Annotated in this window: 21 protein-coding genes; 3 read left to right on the top strand and 18 right to left on the bottom strand. The window is 66.2% G+C overall.

All coding sequences use genetic code 11. From position 1 onward, the window contains the following. The first annotated feature begins 61 nt into the window (after positions 1 to 61). Positions 62 to 367 (top strand): hypothetical protein, encoded by a 306-nt coding sequence (locus tag BST28156_RS34760; RefSeq protein WP_223852571.1) that lies wholly within the window; start codon positions 62 to 64, stop codon positions 365 to 367. A 43-nt stretch (positions 368 to 410) separates the two neighbouring features. Here the strand turns inward: BST28156_RS34760 and BST28156_RS14690 are convergent, their stop codons facing one another. From BST28156_RS14690 to BST28156_RS14605, 18 genes are all read right to left on the bottom strand, one after another. Next, the gene (locus BST28156_RS14690) at positions 411 to 1247 is read right to left on the bottom strand and encodes a tail fiber assembly protein (protein WP_174902550.1); all 837 of its coding nucleotides are present in this window, start codon (positions 1245 to 1247) and stop codon (positions 411 to 413) included. A 9-nt stretch (positions 1248 to 1256) separates the two neighbouring features. Further along, complete coding sequence (locus BST28156_RS14685) at positions 1257 to 2867, bottom strand: phage tail protein (protein WP_174902549.1); 1611 nt, start codon at positions 2865 to 2867, stop codon at positions 1257 to 1259. Between the two features lie 2 nt (positions 2868 to 2869). Further along, positions 2870 to 3424, bottom strand: coding sequence for a phage tail protein I (locus BST28156_RS14680; protein WP_174902548.1), 555 nt, complete (start codon positions 3422 to 3424; stop codon positions 2870 to 2872). Then, positions 3417 to 4322 (bottom strand): baseplate J/gp47 family protein, encoded by a 906-nt coding sequence (locus BST28156_RS14675; protein ID WP_035952854.1) that lies wholly within the window; start codon positions 4320 to 4322, stop codon positions 3417 to 3419. Before BST28156_RS14675 ends, BST28156_RS14680 begins: the two co-directional genes overlap by 8 nt. Further along, on the bottom strand, positions 4319 to 4696 hold the full coding sequence (locus BST28156_RS14670; protein ID WP_043206376.1) for a GPW/gp25 family protein: 378 nt from the start codon (positions 4694 to 4696) through the stop codon (positions 4319 to 4321). The genes BST28156_RS14675 and BST28156_RS14670 overlap by 4 nt, the downstream gene beginning before the upstream one ends. Next, a complete protein-coding gene (locus BST28156_RS14665) occupies positions 4693 to 5325 on the bottom strand; it encodes a phage baseplate assembly protein V (RefSeq protein ID WP_043206377.1) in 633 nt (210 codons plus the stop codon). Before BST28156_RS14665 ends, BST28156_RS14670 begins: the two co-directional genes overlap by 4 nt. Positions 5326 to 5424: 99 nt before the next feature. Further along, positions 5425 to 5874: a phage virion morphogenesis protein gene (locus BST28156_RS14660; RefSeq protein WP_174902547.1), complete on the bottom strand. Its 450-nt coding sequence runs from the start codon at positions 5872 to 5874 to the stop codon at positions 5425 to 5427. Beyond that, positions 5874 to 6284, bottom strand: a complete 411-nt coding sequence (locus BST28156_RS14655; protein ID WP_043206379.1) for a phage tail protein — start codon at positions 6282 to 6284, stop codon at positions 5874 to 5876. Before BST28156_RS14655 ends, BST28156_RS14660 begins: the two co-directional genes overlap by 1 nt. Next, positions 6281 to 6772: a hypothetical protein gene (locus BST28156_RS14650; protein ID WP_174902546.1), complete on the bottom strand. Its 492-nt coding sequence runs from the start codon at positions 6770 to 6772 to the stop codon at positions 6281 to 6283. The genes BST28156_RS14655 and BST28156_RS14650 overlap by 4 nt, the downstream gene beginning before the upstream one ends. Further along, entirely contained in the window at positions 6769 to 7569 is an 801-nt protein-coding gene (locus tag BST28156_RS14645) for an N-acetylmuramidase domain-containing protein (protein WP_105848063.1), read from the bottom strand. The genes BST28156_RS14650 and BST28156_RS14645 overlap by 4 nt, the downstream gene beginning before the upstream one ends. Continuing rightward, complete coding sequence (locus tag BST28156_RS14640; protein WP_048805728.1) at positions 7562 to 7882, bottom strand: phage holin family protein; 321 nt, start codon at positions 7880 to 7882, stop codon at positions 7562 to 7564. Before BST28156_RS14640 ends, BST28156_RS14645 begins: the two co-directional genes overlap by 8 nt. Continuing rightward, positions 7882 to 8256, bottom strand: coding sequence for a putative holin (locus tag BST28156_RS14635; RefSeq protein ID WP_048805729.1), 375 nt, complete (start codon positions 8254 to 8256; stop codon positions 7882 to 7884). Before BST28156_RS14635 ends, BST28156_RS14640 begins: the two co-directional genes overlap by 1 nt. Positions 8257 to 8258: 2 nt before the next feature. Continuing rightward, the gene (locus BST28156_RS14630; RefSeq protein WP_048805730.1) at positions 8259 to 8471 is read right to left on the bottom strand and encodes a tail protein X; all 213 of its coding nucleotides are present in this window, start codon (positions 8469 to 8471) and stop codon (positions 8259 to 8261) included. Beyond that, positions 8471 to 8704, bottom strand: coding sequence for a hypothetical protein (locus BST28156_RS14625; protein ID WP_233622487.1), 234 nt, complete (start codon positions 8702 to 8704; stop codon positions 8471 to 8473). Before BST28156_RS14625 ends, BST28156_RS14630 begins: the two co-directional genes overlap by 1 nt. 8 nt (positions 8705 to 8712) lie before the next feature. After that, positions 8713 to 9189 carry a head completion/stabilization protein gene (locus BST28156_RS14620; RefSeq protein WP_048805732.1) on the bottom strand — a complete coding sequence of 159 codons (477 nt, stop codon included), beginning with the start codon at positions 9187 to 9189 and terminating at the stop codon, positions 8713 to 8715. A 104-nt stretch (positions 9190 to 9293) separates the two neighbouring features. Continuing rightward, on the bottom strand, positions 9294 to 9980 hold the full coding sequence (locus BST28156_RS14615) for a phage terminase small subunit (protein ID WP_065495427.1): 687 nt from the start codon (positions 9978 to 9980) through the stop codon (positions 9294 to 9296). Beyond that, positions 9977 to 11002 carry a phage major capsid protein, P2 family gene (locus BST28156_RS14610; RefSeq protein ID WP_048805734.1) on the bottom strand — a complete coding sequence of 342 codons (1026 nt, stop codon included), beginning with the start codon at positions 11000 to 11002 and terminating at the stop codon, positions 9977 to 9979. The genes BST28156_RS14615 and BST28156_RS14610 overlap by 4 nt, the downstream gene beginning before the upstream one ends. A gap of 36 nt (positions 11003 to 11038) precedes the next feature. Next, a complete protein-coding gene (locus tag BST28156_RS14605; protein WP_048805735.1) occupies positions 11039 to 11860 on the bottom strand; it encodes a GPO family capsid scaffolding protein in 822 nt (273 codons plus the stop codon). Between the two features lie 149 nt (positions 11861 to 12009). Between BST28156_RS14605 and BST28156_RS14600 the strand changes: the two genes are divergently transcribed. Continuing rightward, complete coding sequence (locus BST28156_RS14600; protein WP_088925282.1) at positions 12010 to 13776, top strand: terminase ATPase subunit family protein; 1767 nt, start codon at positions 12010 to 12012, stop codon at positions 13774 to 13776. Then, positions 13776 to 14828 carry a phage portal protein gene (locus BST28156_RS14595; protein ID WP_174902545.1) on the top strand — a complete coding sequence of 351 codons (1053 nt, stop codon included), beginning with the start codon at positions 13776 to 13778 and terminating at the stop codon, positions 14826 to 14828. Before BST28156_RS14600 ends, BST28156_RS14595 begins: the two co-directional genes overlap by 1 nt. The last annotated feature ends 177 nt before the right edge of the window (positions 14829 to 15005 follow it).

Raw genomic sequence — 15005 nt, 5'->3', positions numbered from 1 at the left:
GCCGTGACATTGCCTGCTATTTGGCCACAAACTTAGCGTTCCGCAATAAACGGAAGGGGAAATGAAAACATCGAAAGTTATCCGTGAAATCGCAAACGAAATGGAAAATGTTTTTCGCAACAATGAGTTGGCAGAGCCGAATCCTTTCGCTTTGGCTCAGCTTGAGGTACTGCATAGCCGCATGCGTCTTCACTGCGGCTACTGCTTTGAACGAACGACAAAAATTGTTTCCCTCGCCAAAGACTTCTACAGTGTGCGCAAGCATCAGTTGCATCCCGGGGGAGCCGACGGCGTGCTGCGCGATGTTTGCGTAAATCTCGAAGAGATGCGTGCCTGGGCAAGCTTGTGGGAGAAGAACGGCAAATAACGACTTGGGGCGTCACTCGCCGACTGCCTCTCTTTCAGAGCGCTTACGCTACGCCTTCATCATCAGCAGTCGCACTCGGCACCGACGGCGCAACATACGGCGCCGGCTCCTTCGGCCACACCACATTCGGGAACGTTTCGCGATTCAGCGTATGCGTGAGCCGATCGGCATACGCAGACCATGCGCGATAGTTGTACTGCTCTTCGTCCGACAGCTCGCCTGCCGCATACGCGTCGGCTTTCCCGTCGATAAAGCTCTTTGCCTTCGCCATTCGCGCCTCGAATTCCGCAAGCGCCGGTTCGCACGCGACTTCGAAGGGAACCGGATCGTCGGGCCAATGCACGGTGTCGGGGAAGCCGTCCGACTGAATCGCGCGCACCAGATCGAGCTGATAGGCGGACCATGCGCGGAAGTAATACACCTCCTCCATCGACAACAGTCCTGCCGCATACGCGTCTGCCTTGCCGGCGTTCATCTGACGCGCGCGCGCCATGCGCGATTCGAACTCGACCATCGCTGCTTCCCGTGCTCGTTGCGCGACGAGCGCCGGATCGATGACCCAGCCGCCGTCGCGCCACACGTGCTCGGGCGACGGGCGCGGGATTTCGGTGAGCCCCTGTGCTTCCGGCGTCGTGCCCGCGGCAAGGATTTCGGCCGGCTCGCCGGTGTCCTGTCGATACAGAACTTGCCCGCGGTGATCAGGCAGGAGCGCCCACGCACCGTTACGGTAAAACGGCCAGGTGCGCGGCGTGCGCTCCGGCAGTGGATCGAGCGTACTGAACGCTGGCACGAGCCAGCGATTCGGATTCTTCGGATCCACGTCGGCGAGGTGGCTGGAGATGTACTGTCCGGTTTCGGCGTCGTATTGATGGATAAGCATAGTGTCGTTTCAGTAAGCGCGAATCATGGCGAGCATGGCGATGTTCCGGGGACGGGCCTCGTTGCCGCCGTCCCCATTCACGGTAATGGCATGCGCGTGTGCGCCGGCGCCGCCGATTCCGACGTTGTGGCCATGCGTGCCGGAGCCTTCGGTATTGAACTCGTGTGCGTGATCGCCGGACCACGCGATGTCGGCCGAATCGCCTGCACCGACCGCCTGCTCGGAGCCGCTACCGGCCTGGTCGGAACCTGTCAGCGACCCACCGTAAGGCGGCCGAAGCAGGCGGCTGAAGATCCCGTTGTTGTGATTGTGTCCGCCACCGCCGCCCGTCCAGCCGTGGTGGCCATGCCAGCCTTGCGCGTCCGTCCAGGCGCCGTGCGTATGGTCGCCGACGGCTGCCGACGATGCCCCGTGCGCGTGCCATGCGTTCTGGAAGCTCTGGAAAGTGCCAATCCCGCGCGCAGAATCCGCGCCGCGGCCGTCGTCCCAGCAGCGCAAGAATTCGCCGCGCAGCTCGGGCAGACGGAACGTCGTCGCGCCGTCGCCCGTCGAGAAACACCCCCAATTGTTCTGCCCCCACGCCGACTCGGCGACGAGCGCGCCGCTCGCCTGTGCGTACGCCCACAGCGCGGGATAGTCGCTGCGATTGACGAGCGCGCCGTTCAACTTCAGAAAGCCGGCGCGCACGCTGGTGCGCGGCTCGAACACGATCGTGCCGATGCCGGCCGACGCGATCGCCGCGACAACCCATTCGGTCGTTGGCACGCGCTTCGATGCGTCGCCCGATGGCGGCGTTTGCGCCGTGATGAGGCCGCCGACGTCGAGCGTGCCGCGAAAGCCGGTATTGCCGGTACGCGTATCGAACCAGTGCGAAAATTCCGTTCGCGGTACGGGCATGCCGTCGATCGTCGGCGCGAACCCGATTCCATACCACGAACGCAACGCGACGTTGGTCATCGAGGCGGATGCACCATCACCATTGCCGGCGCCGAGAATCGCGCCGGTTCCGCCCGGTGCCGACGCGAGATGCACGACGTCCCGTGTGCTGACGCGGCCCGTGAAGTCTGCGCCCGAAAGATTGGCCTTCGCGTCGAGCCGTGGCTTGAGCGTAGCCGGCGTCACGGCGCGCGTCGCGTCAGTGCCTGCGGCGACCTCTTCCGTCGTCGCGAGCTCGACGACGCCCTTGCGGTCCATCGTCGCCGGTGGGTTCAGGAACGTGGCGGGGCCGAACTGGAGCTGCGATGCGTCGATCGACTTGAATACGATGTCGCTCGCAAGCAGCATCATCGCCGCCGGAGACTTTTCCAGAATGGGCGTGTCCTGAACGTAGACGCCGAAGAGCACACCGTTGTCGAGGTACAGACCGTACGCGAACAGCGAATACTGATCGTCGGTGTCGTCCTGGATGACGACATGCACTGTATCGGGCGCGACGTTTTCGCCGCCGAACGTGGTCACGCGTTTGCGCTCGGCGGGCATGGTTTTCATGCCCTTGTCGAAGGTGAATGCCGCGGTGCCGAGACCGACTTCGGTCACGCGGCGGGCAACCGTGCCGGTATTGCCAGCTGCGACGAGCGCCGCGCGTCCGGCGTCGGTAATGTTGATGAGGTTTCCAGCCATGTTCAGGTTTCCGAGAGGGACAGCCGGCGATAGACCGCGGCGCGTGCACCCGCGCCGACGTGCTGCGTGCCGATCGCGCTGTAGCCTTGCTTGAAGATGTAGTGCGCGGTTCCCCGCTTCGCCCGATCGACTTCGGCGCGAATGTCGGCGACGTACTGCGCGGTGGCCGGCACGCCTTCACGACTGCCTACCGTCATCACGATCTCGAACGTGCCCGGCACGCCGCGCGGCGTCATCTCGAACCATTCGCGCATCACGACGTTCGCGCCGAACGACGCGCAGACTTCGCGCACGGCATCGGCCGTGCCCTTTTTGCGCGCGATGCGGATGGCCGACTTCACGCGCGCGCGCTTTACCTGCTCGGGCCATTCGTCGCGCCACGTGTCCACGCCCATGTGCCACGCGAGCCACGGCAGAGAGCGCAGCGGGATCCGGTCCGGGTCCATCAGCGTGTCGAGCTCGACCGGGATGTCGAGCAGGTCCGCATTGGCTTCGGCCAGGCGTCGCTCGAGCGCCGTCGCGTTCGGCGGCAACAGTGAACGGGTCGGTTTATTCATCGGCTACCCCGCCGTCGATCAGCTCGATACCGGTGCAGTACGGCGCCTCGTCGATCGCGATCGGCACGCCGTTGGCCGGCGTGTCGAGCAGCACCTTCTGGACGCCGGCCACGCGCATTGATGCATACAGGCCGTCCAGCGTGATCTCGGAACCAGGACGGTGCATGGCATCTGCGAACTGCTGGGCGTTCTTCCGCGACGCAGCGATCGCAACGGCGCGGTCCGGTCCGTTGAAGAAGCGCAGCGTCGCGCGGATCGCGTACGGCACGATCTTCGCGCTCTGGACAATGACCTCGTCGGCCTGCGGGCGCTTCTTTTCGAGGTTCTTCCGGACGATGCCGAGCAGTTCCTCGCTGGCCGTGCCGTCGCCTTCGCGCGATAGGATCGTGACGATCATCACGCACGGCGACGGGCTGTAGGCGGTTGCCGCCTTCACACGCCCATCCGCCGCGCGTGCGTGGAACACGTACGCATCGTCGGGGCCGGCTACCGAAAAGCCGCGCGGCGCGAGCTGGATGCGCTCGCGCAGGCTGTCGTCGTCCTCGTAGACCGGATCGATGCCGTTGTCCGGGTCGCCGGCCGAGATCAGCAGACGTTCGACATCGAACAGCGCGCCGATGTGCTCCAGCGTCGTGCGCTTCGCGTACGCGAGCAGCAAGCCGCGCGCCTTCTCGTTCACCAGCGCGAGCAGCAGCATTTTTTCGTATGCGCCTTCCTGCAGCAGTTTGACCATCGGCTCGGATTCGAGCTCGAGCGCGGCCGCGATCTCGTCCTGCTGTTCCTTCGGGTACAGGGAAATGAGCCGGGCCTTCTTCTCGGCGAGGATGGTTTCGTAGTCGAGCTCCTCGACGATGTCCGGCGCCGGCAGCTGCGACAGATCGATCGGGGTGGTTCTCATGCCGTGCCTCGCCCGGTGGCGCGACCGCCCATCGTCGGCAGACGCATGGAGAAGGGCGTGCCGGCGCGCGGGCCGTCCGTGCGCTCGCCGTGCACCTCAAGCACGGCGCCGCCGTCGATGCCGGTGCTTGCGAAATCCACTTGATTGACCTGAATGCGTGGTTCCCAGCGGGCCAGCGCCATGACGGACGCGGCCATCACACGCATGCGCATGAGCGGATTGATGGGGCCGTCGATCAGCTCGGGAAGCAGCGACCCGTAGTCGCGGCGCATGACGCGCGTGCCCAGCGGCGTGAACAGAATGTCGGCGGCGGATTGTTCGATGTGCGCCTGATTCGCGACCGTGCGGCCGGTGCGTGCGTTCATGCCGATCATCCGTGCCCCTTCGACGTGGTGCCGCCCATCGAATCGACGTGATCGTGTTGGTCGACCGACACGCCGTTCGAACGCAGCGTGCCGCCTTCGTGCGTGATGTTGCCGCGCAGGACAGTGCCGACGTCGCCGCCTTCGCCCGCGAGGCCGGCCATGTACGACAGCAGCTTCATGACGGTGCCCGCGCCCTCGATCGTCACGTCACCGGTGAAGACGACCTTCGGCATGTCGAACGTGAGCGTGCCGCTGCCCTGGACCGTTGCGGTCTTGATGCCGGTCACAGTGAGATGGCCGGTCTGAGCGTCGTACGCGACGCGGGCGCCATCCGCATAGACGCGCACATGTTCGTTCGGGTTCGAGCTCGGCGCGTCGTGACCGTCGCAGTACACGCCGGGCAGGAATAGGCCGGTCGTCGGCTCGCCCGACGGGCAAAGCAGCAGACCGGGCTCGCCGATCGATGGCGGATCCCATTCGACGCTGGCGCCGGTTCGCTGCGCGAGCCAGCGGATCCAATCGGTTTGCAGGCCGCCGGATTCCACGCGCACGCGGCGGGCATCATGGTCGACGTCGATCACGGTGCCCTCGCGCAGCAGGCTTTCGAGGCGGCGGTTCAGGTCAGCAAAATCATCCATGCGGCAAGGATGCCGCGCGCGCGGGAGAGGATCACGCGGAAATGGTTGTACACGGCACGCGCACAACTCGAACCCAGCACCAGACCGGTCGGGCGCGGGCTATCGCGACAGAAAGTCGAGGACGACGTCCGTAATCCGTGCCACATCTGCGTCGGCAAGACCGAGCAACTCGCGCGCTGGATATTGCACGATCGGACCGTCGCGCTGCACCCGATCGCGCAGGCCCTCCTGATGCACGCGTGCGATGCGCTCGACGTCGCGCGTGAAATGCAGCACCGACGCGTCGGCGCTCGAGGTGGTCTTGAGGAAGCGGGCGGTGCGCAGCTTCGCGAACATTGCGCGCCGGATGCGGCCTTTCTTGCGCCGCGCCTGCGGCTTGCGCGGCGCATAGCGGCTGCCGTCCGGGTTGCGCGCTTCGGCGATGCGGCGCGACTGGCGCCGGCGCAGTTCCTCCGCAAGTTCTTTCGCCAAGCGCGCACGCTGCGCGCTCGTGAGCTGGCCGAGCAAGGCCGAGGCCCATTCCTCGACGCGGGACAGACGATCGGCCATCACGTCCCCGCGATCGGCGGCTCGCCGAAGTGCCGAATCTCGTAGCCGTCCGGTCGCTCGGTAACACCGACGCGCTCGGTCAGCTTCAGCAGGATCTCGACGTCGGATTTCCCGTTGTCGAGCAGCTCGGCCTGGAACTTGAACCCGTCGCGGCAGAGGTCGCGGTTCAGCAACAGCTCGGGCTGGTGGATCTTCAGCCAGGCAATGATCGGCACCATCAGGTGATCCGAGTGGCCCGCGTAGTCGGTTACGACGATGTCCAGCGTGTACGCATACTCGAACGACAGCGAGTTCGCCGCGGTGACGGCAATCGACCCGTGTTCGATGAAGATGTGCAGCCGGTCCGGATCGCGGGCGAACTCGGGCAGGGCGGCCGTGAGCGCCGCGCGCAGGCTGTTCGGTTTATTCACGGCGCCTCCTGCTCGATGTCGCGCACGCGCGCCTGCAGCGCGATCAGCTGCTCGGCGTTTTCGTGGCAGGTGGTGTAGTTGCCGGCGACGGTTGCGGCGACGGCAGAGAGCGTAACGCCCGCGGCGGCCGCATCAGCGCTTCCGGGATTGCCCACCGGCACGTTGGTGGCTGCTGCGTCGTGCACGCGCACAAAGCCGACAGGAACAACGCAGGCACGATCCGCTTCGCGGTCCACATAAACCGGAACCTCCTTGACGATGGTGTCGCCCTTCTCGCGGACGACCTGGACACGGTCAACGTACTGCGTGACGACCTTGACGTCGCGGCGCGCCGCGTCGCGCTCGGCTGTCCGATTACGCACGTCGCGTTCCAGCGCGTCGACGCGCTGGCCGGCGCTGATCAGGCGGGCATGCTGGATAGCGATGACGGCGGCCGCGCCGGCGAGCGCGATCGCGCCGGCGACGAAGAGGCGGGTGCTGATGGTCATGCGGCCACCCGGCTGTAGCGAGCGAACGCCCGTTCGAGCTTCACGTCGTACAGGTGATCGGCGTAATCGCGGCCGTTGTACAGCTCGGCGAACTTCGCCCATTTCAGACCGCGCAACGCGGCGAGCAGCGCCTTGTCGGCGAGGATGAAGCGCACGAACGCCTCGAGGTGCTCGGCTTCGCTGACCTTCATCGCCTCGACGAACGAGAACACGTCCGGATAGCCGAGCAGGTTCCAGTGAAAGCCCATGATTTGGAACCCGCCCCAGCTCGCCGCTTCGAGTGCGCACGCGGCGGAAATTTGCGACGCGGTCGCCAGGCGCGCGTATTCCGCCGTGCCGCCGGCGTAGCCACCGGGCTTCGGGTTGACGACGCCCGGATACTTCGCCGCGAGCGCGTCGGCGTCCAGGCCGGCGGCCGCGAGCTGCCGATACATGATGTGCCGCTCGAACAGGATCACGGGACGGCCGTCCGGCAGAAAGCCGGCGCCGCGCGACTCGACTTCATTGACTGCGCGCACGGCCGCGAGATCGACCTTCAGCCGATCGGCCGCGCGCTGCAGATCCGCATCAGTCAGGTGCCGCGGATCGCGCCGGCCGGCTACCAGTGTCGCCCACGTCTTCGGGCCGGCGATGCCGTCGGCGACCAGGCCGTGCGACGCCTGAAACGCGACCACGGCGCCGCGCGTTGCGCTGCCGTAGATCGCGTCGGCGTCGATGCGCGCGCCGGCGGCGACGAGCTGACGCTGCAGGTAGGCGACGTCGGCGCCGCGGTCGCCGAGGCGAAGGGTCTTATACATGGCGCCCCCGCGGTTTGAACTGCAGCACGCGCGCGATCAGCGAGTCGCGCGGATTGCCGCGGTGGAACAGTTCGACGACGTTGCCGCGTACGCCGTACACGGCCAGGCACAGGACGCCGACGAGGACGGTGTCCGCCAGATCCGCCGGCGGCAGCGCGCCGAACGCGGCGCGGATCGGCGCGGCGCCGGCGGCCACCGCCAGTGCGTAGGCCAGGCACGAAGCGAGCGGTCGGTGAGCGCTCCCGCGCCGGCGAAAGATCACCAGACGCAGCGCAAGCGCGGCGCATAGCAGCACGTAGACGGCGGTGAGCATCACTTTTCCCTCCCCTTGAACACGTTCAGCAACCGGTCGGGCGCGTCGGCCTGCGCGATCAGCCACAGCAGCAATTTCACGACGAGCGCCGAGGCGATCAGCGCGCCGATGCCGGCGTGGACGTCGATGCGCGCGGGCAGCACGGCGTCGAGGCCAGCCGCGAAGAGCTCGGCCGTCAGGCACCCGGCGACGAACGAGATCACGAAGAAGGCGACGCGCTTCGGGATCGACGGATCGGCCGATGTCATCACGAACAGCAGCGAGCCGGCGAAGGCGCCCATGACGACGTTGGCGTCGACGCCCGGAAACAGCGACAGCGTCGCGACGCCGAGCGCCGCCACCGTCGCGGACGACGTGGAAATAGGTTCAGCCATTCTCAGTCCCATAACTGGAGCCGCTCGGCGCCGGATTGCGCCGCTTGCGGTACTTCATCGGGCAGCTCGACGAGCAGCCCATGAGGCAGGATCGGGCCGTACTGCGCGAGATCCCGGTTGAGGTCGAGCACCGCTTCGACGACGCCGCGCGTGCGGCCGAGCGCGCGCCAGCACAGTGCGTCGACGGTTTCGCCCTGAAGCGCGCGCACCCACATCAGGACAGCTCCCTGCCGTTGGCGTCGTAACGCGCGACGAGCAGCGGCTTCAGTGACGCCAGACGGCGTGCGCGCGCTGCGCTGTGCAGGATCAGGGCGGCGGTCTCGCAGTCTCGGCACACGGCGATTTCTCGCCAGAACAGCCACGCGACGCGGCGCTGAACCTGAAACGGCGCGGCGATGCGTCGGCCGTCGACGACGCGGTCCTGCGCGAGGCGACGGATTCGGAACATCGCTCGCATCAGATGAGCTCCACGGTCACACGCGGTCGGCCAACGATGTCGCTGATCGCCCAGCGTGCGTCGCGACGCAGCTCGTCGCTCTGCGGCTCGAGCTCGTCGGCGCGGCGCGCGCCGTCGGCAGTCGTGTCGTAGTCGCGATACCGCTCGATCAGCGTCGCCTTCGCCAGGCAGTACACGGCGCGCCGGTAGTGCTGCAGCAGCACGCTCTCGCCGTCGAGCTGGTCAGCCGGCACGTCGGCGAGCCGTGTGATGCCGGCTTCGCGCCACGCCGAGCGAGCGGCGCGCAGCTCGTCGTTGACGCTGGCGATCGCCGCGAGCAGCTCGTGCCGCAGGCGCGCGTCGGTCACGGTTCCGTCGAGGCGCATCGTGTCGCGTGCGTGCTCCAGCGACACGTCCGGGTAGAACGCATCGTTCGCGATTGGCGGCGCCGGCGTTTCGGACGGCCGCGACAGCGGCGGGGTCGAGACAAAGGACATGGTCGGGTTCGTCACGTTGAAAGGGTGAGGCGGTGGACGGGGCTTTCGCGGGGACAGCGCCGGCTACGGCCCCGTGCCGCCTGGTGCGCGAGGTACGCTCGGTATCAGCCATCGGGGCCGCGCTGGCCCCCGCTGGCAGAGTTCTTCAGCTCGCGCTCGAGCCGCTCGATGTCCTTCTTCACGCCGACGTTCGCGAACAGCTGCAGTGCGCGGCGCAGGTGGTCGAGTGCGCTCGCCGGATGGGACGCCGCGAGCCCGTAGCCGATTGCCTTGTGCAGCTTCGCGCGTACCTCGTCGGGCATGTCCGCCAATGCGGTGAGCTGCTCGATGTCCAGCAGCGGCTCAACCTGAATCGGCTCGCCGGCGCGATGCGCGCGCAGCGCGGCCTCGGCGAATTCCTCCACGAGCAGGCACGGCGTGCTGCGCTTGTACTGGTCGGGCAGCGGAAGGTCGTGTCGCAGCGCGTACGCGCCGATCTCCAGTGCACCGCGGAAGTCGCCGACGTCAACGCGCCAGACCATGACCGTCATCAGCACGTCGTCGGGCGCGCCGGCCGCACCGTCCAGGACGCCCGCGACCCACGCGTCGTACGCCGGCAGGAACTGCCGTTTCAGTTCGGCCTTGCGCTCGAGCGACTCGACGGCCTTCAGCGCGCGGCGGTGCTCGTCGAGCTGCGCCAGCATCAGCGTGTACGCCGAGTCGTCGCGCAGGCCGCCGACGCTCGCCGGCGTGCCGCGCGCGGCCTTGGCCGCGACGGTGCGCTGGAAGTGTTGGCGGAACGGGTTCGTCATGCGCCACCCGCCGGTGCGTCCGGCGCCGGATCGGTGTCGACGAAGCGGATGTCCTCGACCACGCAGCCCGCGCCGAATTCCTCGATCACGTACGCATCGTTCGAGCTTTCGAAGTTCTCGATGCGATCGCGCTTCGGGTTGTCGATCAGCGCGCGACGGCGCGCACCGATTTGCCAGTACAGCGACAGGTTGTCCAGGCGCGTGATCATCAGCGCGCGCGGGGGGAAGTACGGCACGCGCACGGCCGGCAGATTGCCGATGCGCTTCTGCGCCGTGATGACGTCCGCGGCGAGCGCTTCGGTCGGCGGCTGATCCTTGTTCACGACCGGGAAATACTTGTCCTGCAGCAGCTCGCGGCCACAGATCACGACGAGATTCGGATCCTCGACGTACCACGGCTCGAGCAGTTCGTTGTTCGCGAGCGTGACGACGGCGTCGAGATTCTTGAACTGCTCGCCCTTGCCGATCTTCACGCCCGAGAACACGCGTTCCTTCGCGTTGTTGCGGTATTGCTGCAGCCAGCCGATGTTCACGTCCTGCAACAGCGGGTTTGCCGCGAGATCGGTGTCGGCTGCCGCGCGCACGCCATTCCAGCCGATCATGATCCGGTCGAGCGCCGCGCGTCGAATGATCGCGTCGCGCAGACGAGCCTGGAAGTCCGGAAACTTCGCCCAGGCGTCGAGGCGCTGATACGTGATGTGCGTGTCGTAGTTCGTCTTCTCGGCGCGATAGCGTTGGCTGTCGAGCGTCGCGATGTCGCGTGTTTCGCGCTCACGCTTGCTCGTGTCGGTGCGGCTCGCGGACGGCCCCGACACGCCGAGACCGACCTTCTCGCCTTCCATCTCGGTCACGCCGATCACGTTGATGCTGTTCAGGAAGGCGCTCGATTCCTGCGTCTTGGTTTCGAGCGTCTGCTGCACGGTCGGATCGACCGAAAATTTCACGGTCGCATCGCTGATGCCATTCAGTTCCTGAATGCGCTCGACGAAGCGGGAATAGAGCTCGCGGGTATCGTTCCGCATGGATTCTCCGTTTTACGAAAATGGTGATGAGGGCGATCAGCAATCGGTCAGCACGGCGTTGTCGCCGCCCGTCGACATCGGCCGTTGCTGGCGGTCGCTGTCGGTGCGCGACAGCTTTTGCACCAGATCGGAATGGCGCGCTTCGGCGTCTTTCAGCGCGCGCTTCACATCGGCGAGCTCGCTGCTGAACTGCTCGACCTGGTCGAGCACCTGGCTCTGGCTTTCGGCGACCGCCACGACGGACTGCGACAGGTCGGAGAAGCGCTGATCGTCAGACACTTCCTTGCGATTGAGCAGGCTGCGGACCTTGGAGAACAGCGAACGCGCGGCGTCACCCGAGCGCGTCGGCGCGTCGTCCTCGAGCTCGATGTCGGCTTCAATCGCCGCGCTGAAGAGGTTGTCGGGGCGCAGCTTGCGCGTGTCGAACGCACGGTTCTTCGCGCTGAAGGCGAGCATCTCCGTGCCGAGGCTCGCGGGGTTGTCGGTGACGGCGAGGCCGACGAGGTACGCCTCGCCGGTGCCGGCGAAATCCGGATCGACTTCCATCGACGTGTAGACCTTCTGGCGCTGCTCGGTGGTCATCGCGATCAGGTCTTTCGTCGGCGAGAGCTGCGCGAACAACCGCATCTTTCCGTCCTGCTCTTCGGCCTTCAGCGCGATCACGTCGCCGTACGCGCGGAATGCGCCATCCGGATAGAGCCCGCGGATGTGTTCCATGTTGATGCGTGCGCCGTATACCGCCGGGTCGTACGTGCGCGCCATCTGTTCGAGCATCGCGCGATCGATCGTGCGCCCGTCCGTTGTCGCGCCTTCGGTCGCGATCCGGAAAAACTTCGTCTTCTTCGTGTCCTGTGCCATGTGCGAAACCTCTGAGAGGGCGGGGTGCTGTATTCAGGGGTTCCAGTGTCGGCAGTTCGAAGCGGTGTCGCAATGAACGTTGGTTGTGTGCACAACCGGTACAACCGAAGGCTGTAGGGCTCGCGCGCGCGCGTCGGTAGCCTTGCTGCATGACTGCACTTCCCATCGATTCATCCGACGTTGATCCACGCCGACGCGCACGTGACCTGTACTGGCAGGGCTATCGAATTGCGCGGATTGCCGAAATGCTCGGCGAGAAGCCGGCCACGCTCTACAGCTGGAAGCGGCGCGATCGATGGGACGAAACCGAGCCGGTCGATCGGGTCGCGCTGTCGATGGAGGCGCAGCTGATTCGGCTTGTCGTGAAGGAGAAAAAGGAGGGGCGCGACTTCAAGGAGATCGACCTGCTGACGCGTCAGCTCGACCGGTTGCGCGCACGGCCGGCGAACGATGCGAGGGTGAGCGACTCCGGGAGTGCGGCCGGCTCGCGCCGTTCGCGCCGCGCCGACGAGCGCAACGCGTTCAGCGATGAGCAGATCGAGAAGCTCAACGACGCATTCCTCGAATCGATCTTCGACTATCAGCGCAACTGGTATCGCGCCGGCTTCAAGGAACGGATCCGCAACATCCTGAAGAGCCGGCAGATCGGCGCGACCTGGTACTTCGCGCGCGAGGCGTTGCTCGACGCGCTGAACACAGGCCGCAATCAAATCTTCCTGTCGGCCAGCAAGGCACAGGCGCACGTGTTCCGCCAGTACATCGTGCAGTTCGCGAAAGACGCGGTCGACGTCGAGCTGAAGGGCGACCCGATCGTGCTGCCGAACGGTGCGACGCTGTACTTCCTCGGCACCAACGCGCGCACTGCGCAGAGCTACCACGGCAACCTGTATTTCGACGAGTACTTCTGGGTGCCGCGCTTCCAGGAGCTGCGCAAGGTCGCCTCGGGCATGGCGATTCACGACCAGTGGCGGCAGACGTATTTCTCGACGCCGTCGAGCCTCGCGCACGACGCCTACCCGTTCTGGTCGGGCAAGCTGTTCAACCGTGGCCGGCCGAAAGATCAGCACGTATCGATCGACATTTCGCACGCGGCGCTGGCCGCGGGGCGCTCGTGTCAGGACGGCCAGTGGCGCCAGATCGTCACGGTCGAGGACGCCGTGCGCGGCGGTTGTAACAGCGGGGCGCGGCCGCTCTTCAACCTCGACCGGCTACGACTGGAATACAGCCCCGAGGAATACGCGAACCTGCTGCTGTGCCAGTTCATCGACGATTCGCTGTCGGTTTTCCCGTTGACGGTGTTGCAGCCGTGCATGGTCGATACCTGGGAGGTGTGGGACGACTTCAAGCCGCTGTACCTGCGTCCGTTCGGCGACGAGGAGGTCTGGATCGGCTACGACCCGTCGCATACGGGCGACAGCGCCGGCTGCGTGGTGATTGCGCCGCCCAAGCGTCCGGGCGGGAAGTTCCGCGTGCTCGAGCGGTTCCAGTGGCACGGTCTGGACTTCGAGGCGCAGGCCGCGCAAATCGAAGCGCTGACGCGGCGCTATCGCGTGACCTACATCGGCATCGATACGACCGGGATCGGGCAGGGCGTGTATCAGCTCGTCACGAAGTTTTTCCCGGCCGCGACGCCGTTTCACTACTCGGTGGAGATCAAGACCGCGCTGGTGATGAAGGCGCAGAACGTGATTCGCAAGGGCCGGCTCGAGTTCGACGCCGGCTGGAACGATCTCGCCGCGTCATTCATGGCGATCAAGAAAACCATCACGCCGAGCGGCCTGCAGGTCACGTACAAGGCGAGCCGCTCGGAAGAGGCGAGCCACGGCGATCTCGCCTGGGCGTGCATGCACGCGCTGGCGAACGAGCCGCTCGAAGGGGCGACTGCCACCAATACCGGATTCATGGAGATTTTCTGATGTCACGAAAGTATCGACGCGGCGCCGGGCGACGCGCACACGATCGCACCGAGCCGGTGGCCGACACGCAGCCGGCGCCGGCCACGCGCGCGGAAGTGTTCTCGTTCGGCGACCCGATCGCCGTGCTGGATCGGCGCGAGCTGCTCGACTATGTCGAGTGCATGCGCATGGGGAACTGGTACGAGCCGCCGCTGCCGCTCGACGGGCTCGCGCGCTCGTTCCGGGCCGCGCCGCATCACAGCTCGGCCATCTACGTGAAGCGCAACATCCTGGTGCAGTCGTACATCGAGCATCCGCTGCTGCCGCGCGCCGACTTCAGCCGTTTCGTGCTCGAGTACCTGGTGTTCGCGAACAGCTACCTCGAGCGGCGCACGAATCGGCTCGGCCAGCCGATGGCGCTGAAATGCTCGCTCGCGAAATACACGCGGGTCGGGGTCGAGCCGGACCAGTACTGGTTCGTGACGAACGTGCGCGAGCCGCACGCGTTTCCTGCGGGCGCCGTCTATCACCTGTACGAGCCGGACCTGAACCAGGAGATTTACGGGCTGCCCGAATACCTGTCGGCGCTGAACTCGACCTGGCTGAACGAGAGCGCGACGCTGTTTCGTCGGCGCTATTACAAGAACGGCAGCCATGCGGGCTTCATCCTGTACATGACCGACCCGGCCGACAAGCAGGAGGACGTCGACAACCTGCGCGCGGCCCTGAAGAACGCGAAGGGGCCGGGCAATTTCCGGAACCTGTTCATGTACGCGCCGAAGGGCAAGAAGGACGGGATCCAGCTGCTGCCGATCGGGGAGGTCGCGGCGAAGGACGAGTTCTGGAACATCAAGAAGGTGACGGTCGAGGATCAGCTCGCAGCGCACCGCGTGCCGCCGCAGCTGATGGGGATCATTCCGTCGAACGCGGGCGGGTTCGGTGACGTGCACAAGGCCGCCGAGGTGTTCAACGAGCTCGAGATCGAGCCGCTGAAGGCGCGGCTGCGGGAGGTGAACGACTGGCTCGGGATCGAGGTGGTGCGCTTCAGGGACTTCGAGCCGACGAAGGGCTGACGCCCAACCGCGCGACCGGCAGACGACAAGCCGCCGGGCACTTTGGTGCCGGCGGCTTTTTTGCGTCTGGCGCCATGCGCCGCCGCGGCGGAATAGGGCGCCTCAGAGCCGCTGGCGCGCCGGCGGGCGGCTCGAGTCGGCCGAGCCCGCGGCGAGCCCGTGGTGGCCCTTGGGCCG

The organism is Burkholderia pseudomultivorans (genome assembly GCF_902499075.1).
Classification (GTDB): Bacteria; Pseudomonadota; Gammaproteobacteria; order Burkholderiales; family Burkholderiaceae; genus Burkholderia; species Burkholderia pseudomultivorans.
Note: the sequence above shows the minus strand (reverse complement) of the source record. Positions and strands in the feature narration are given on the sequence as shown.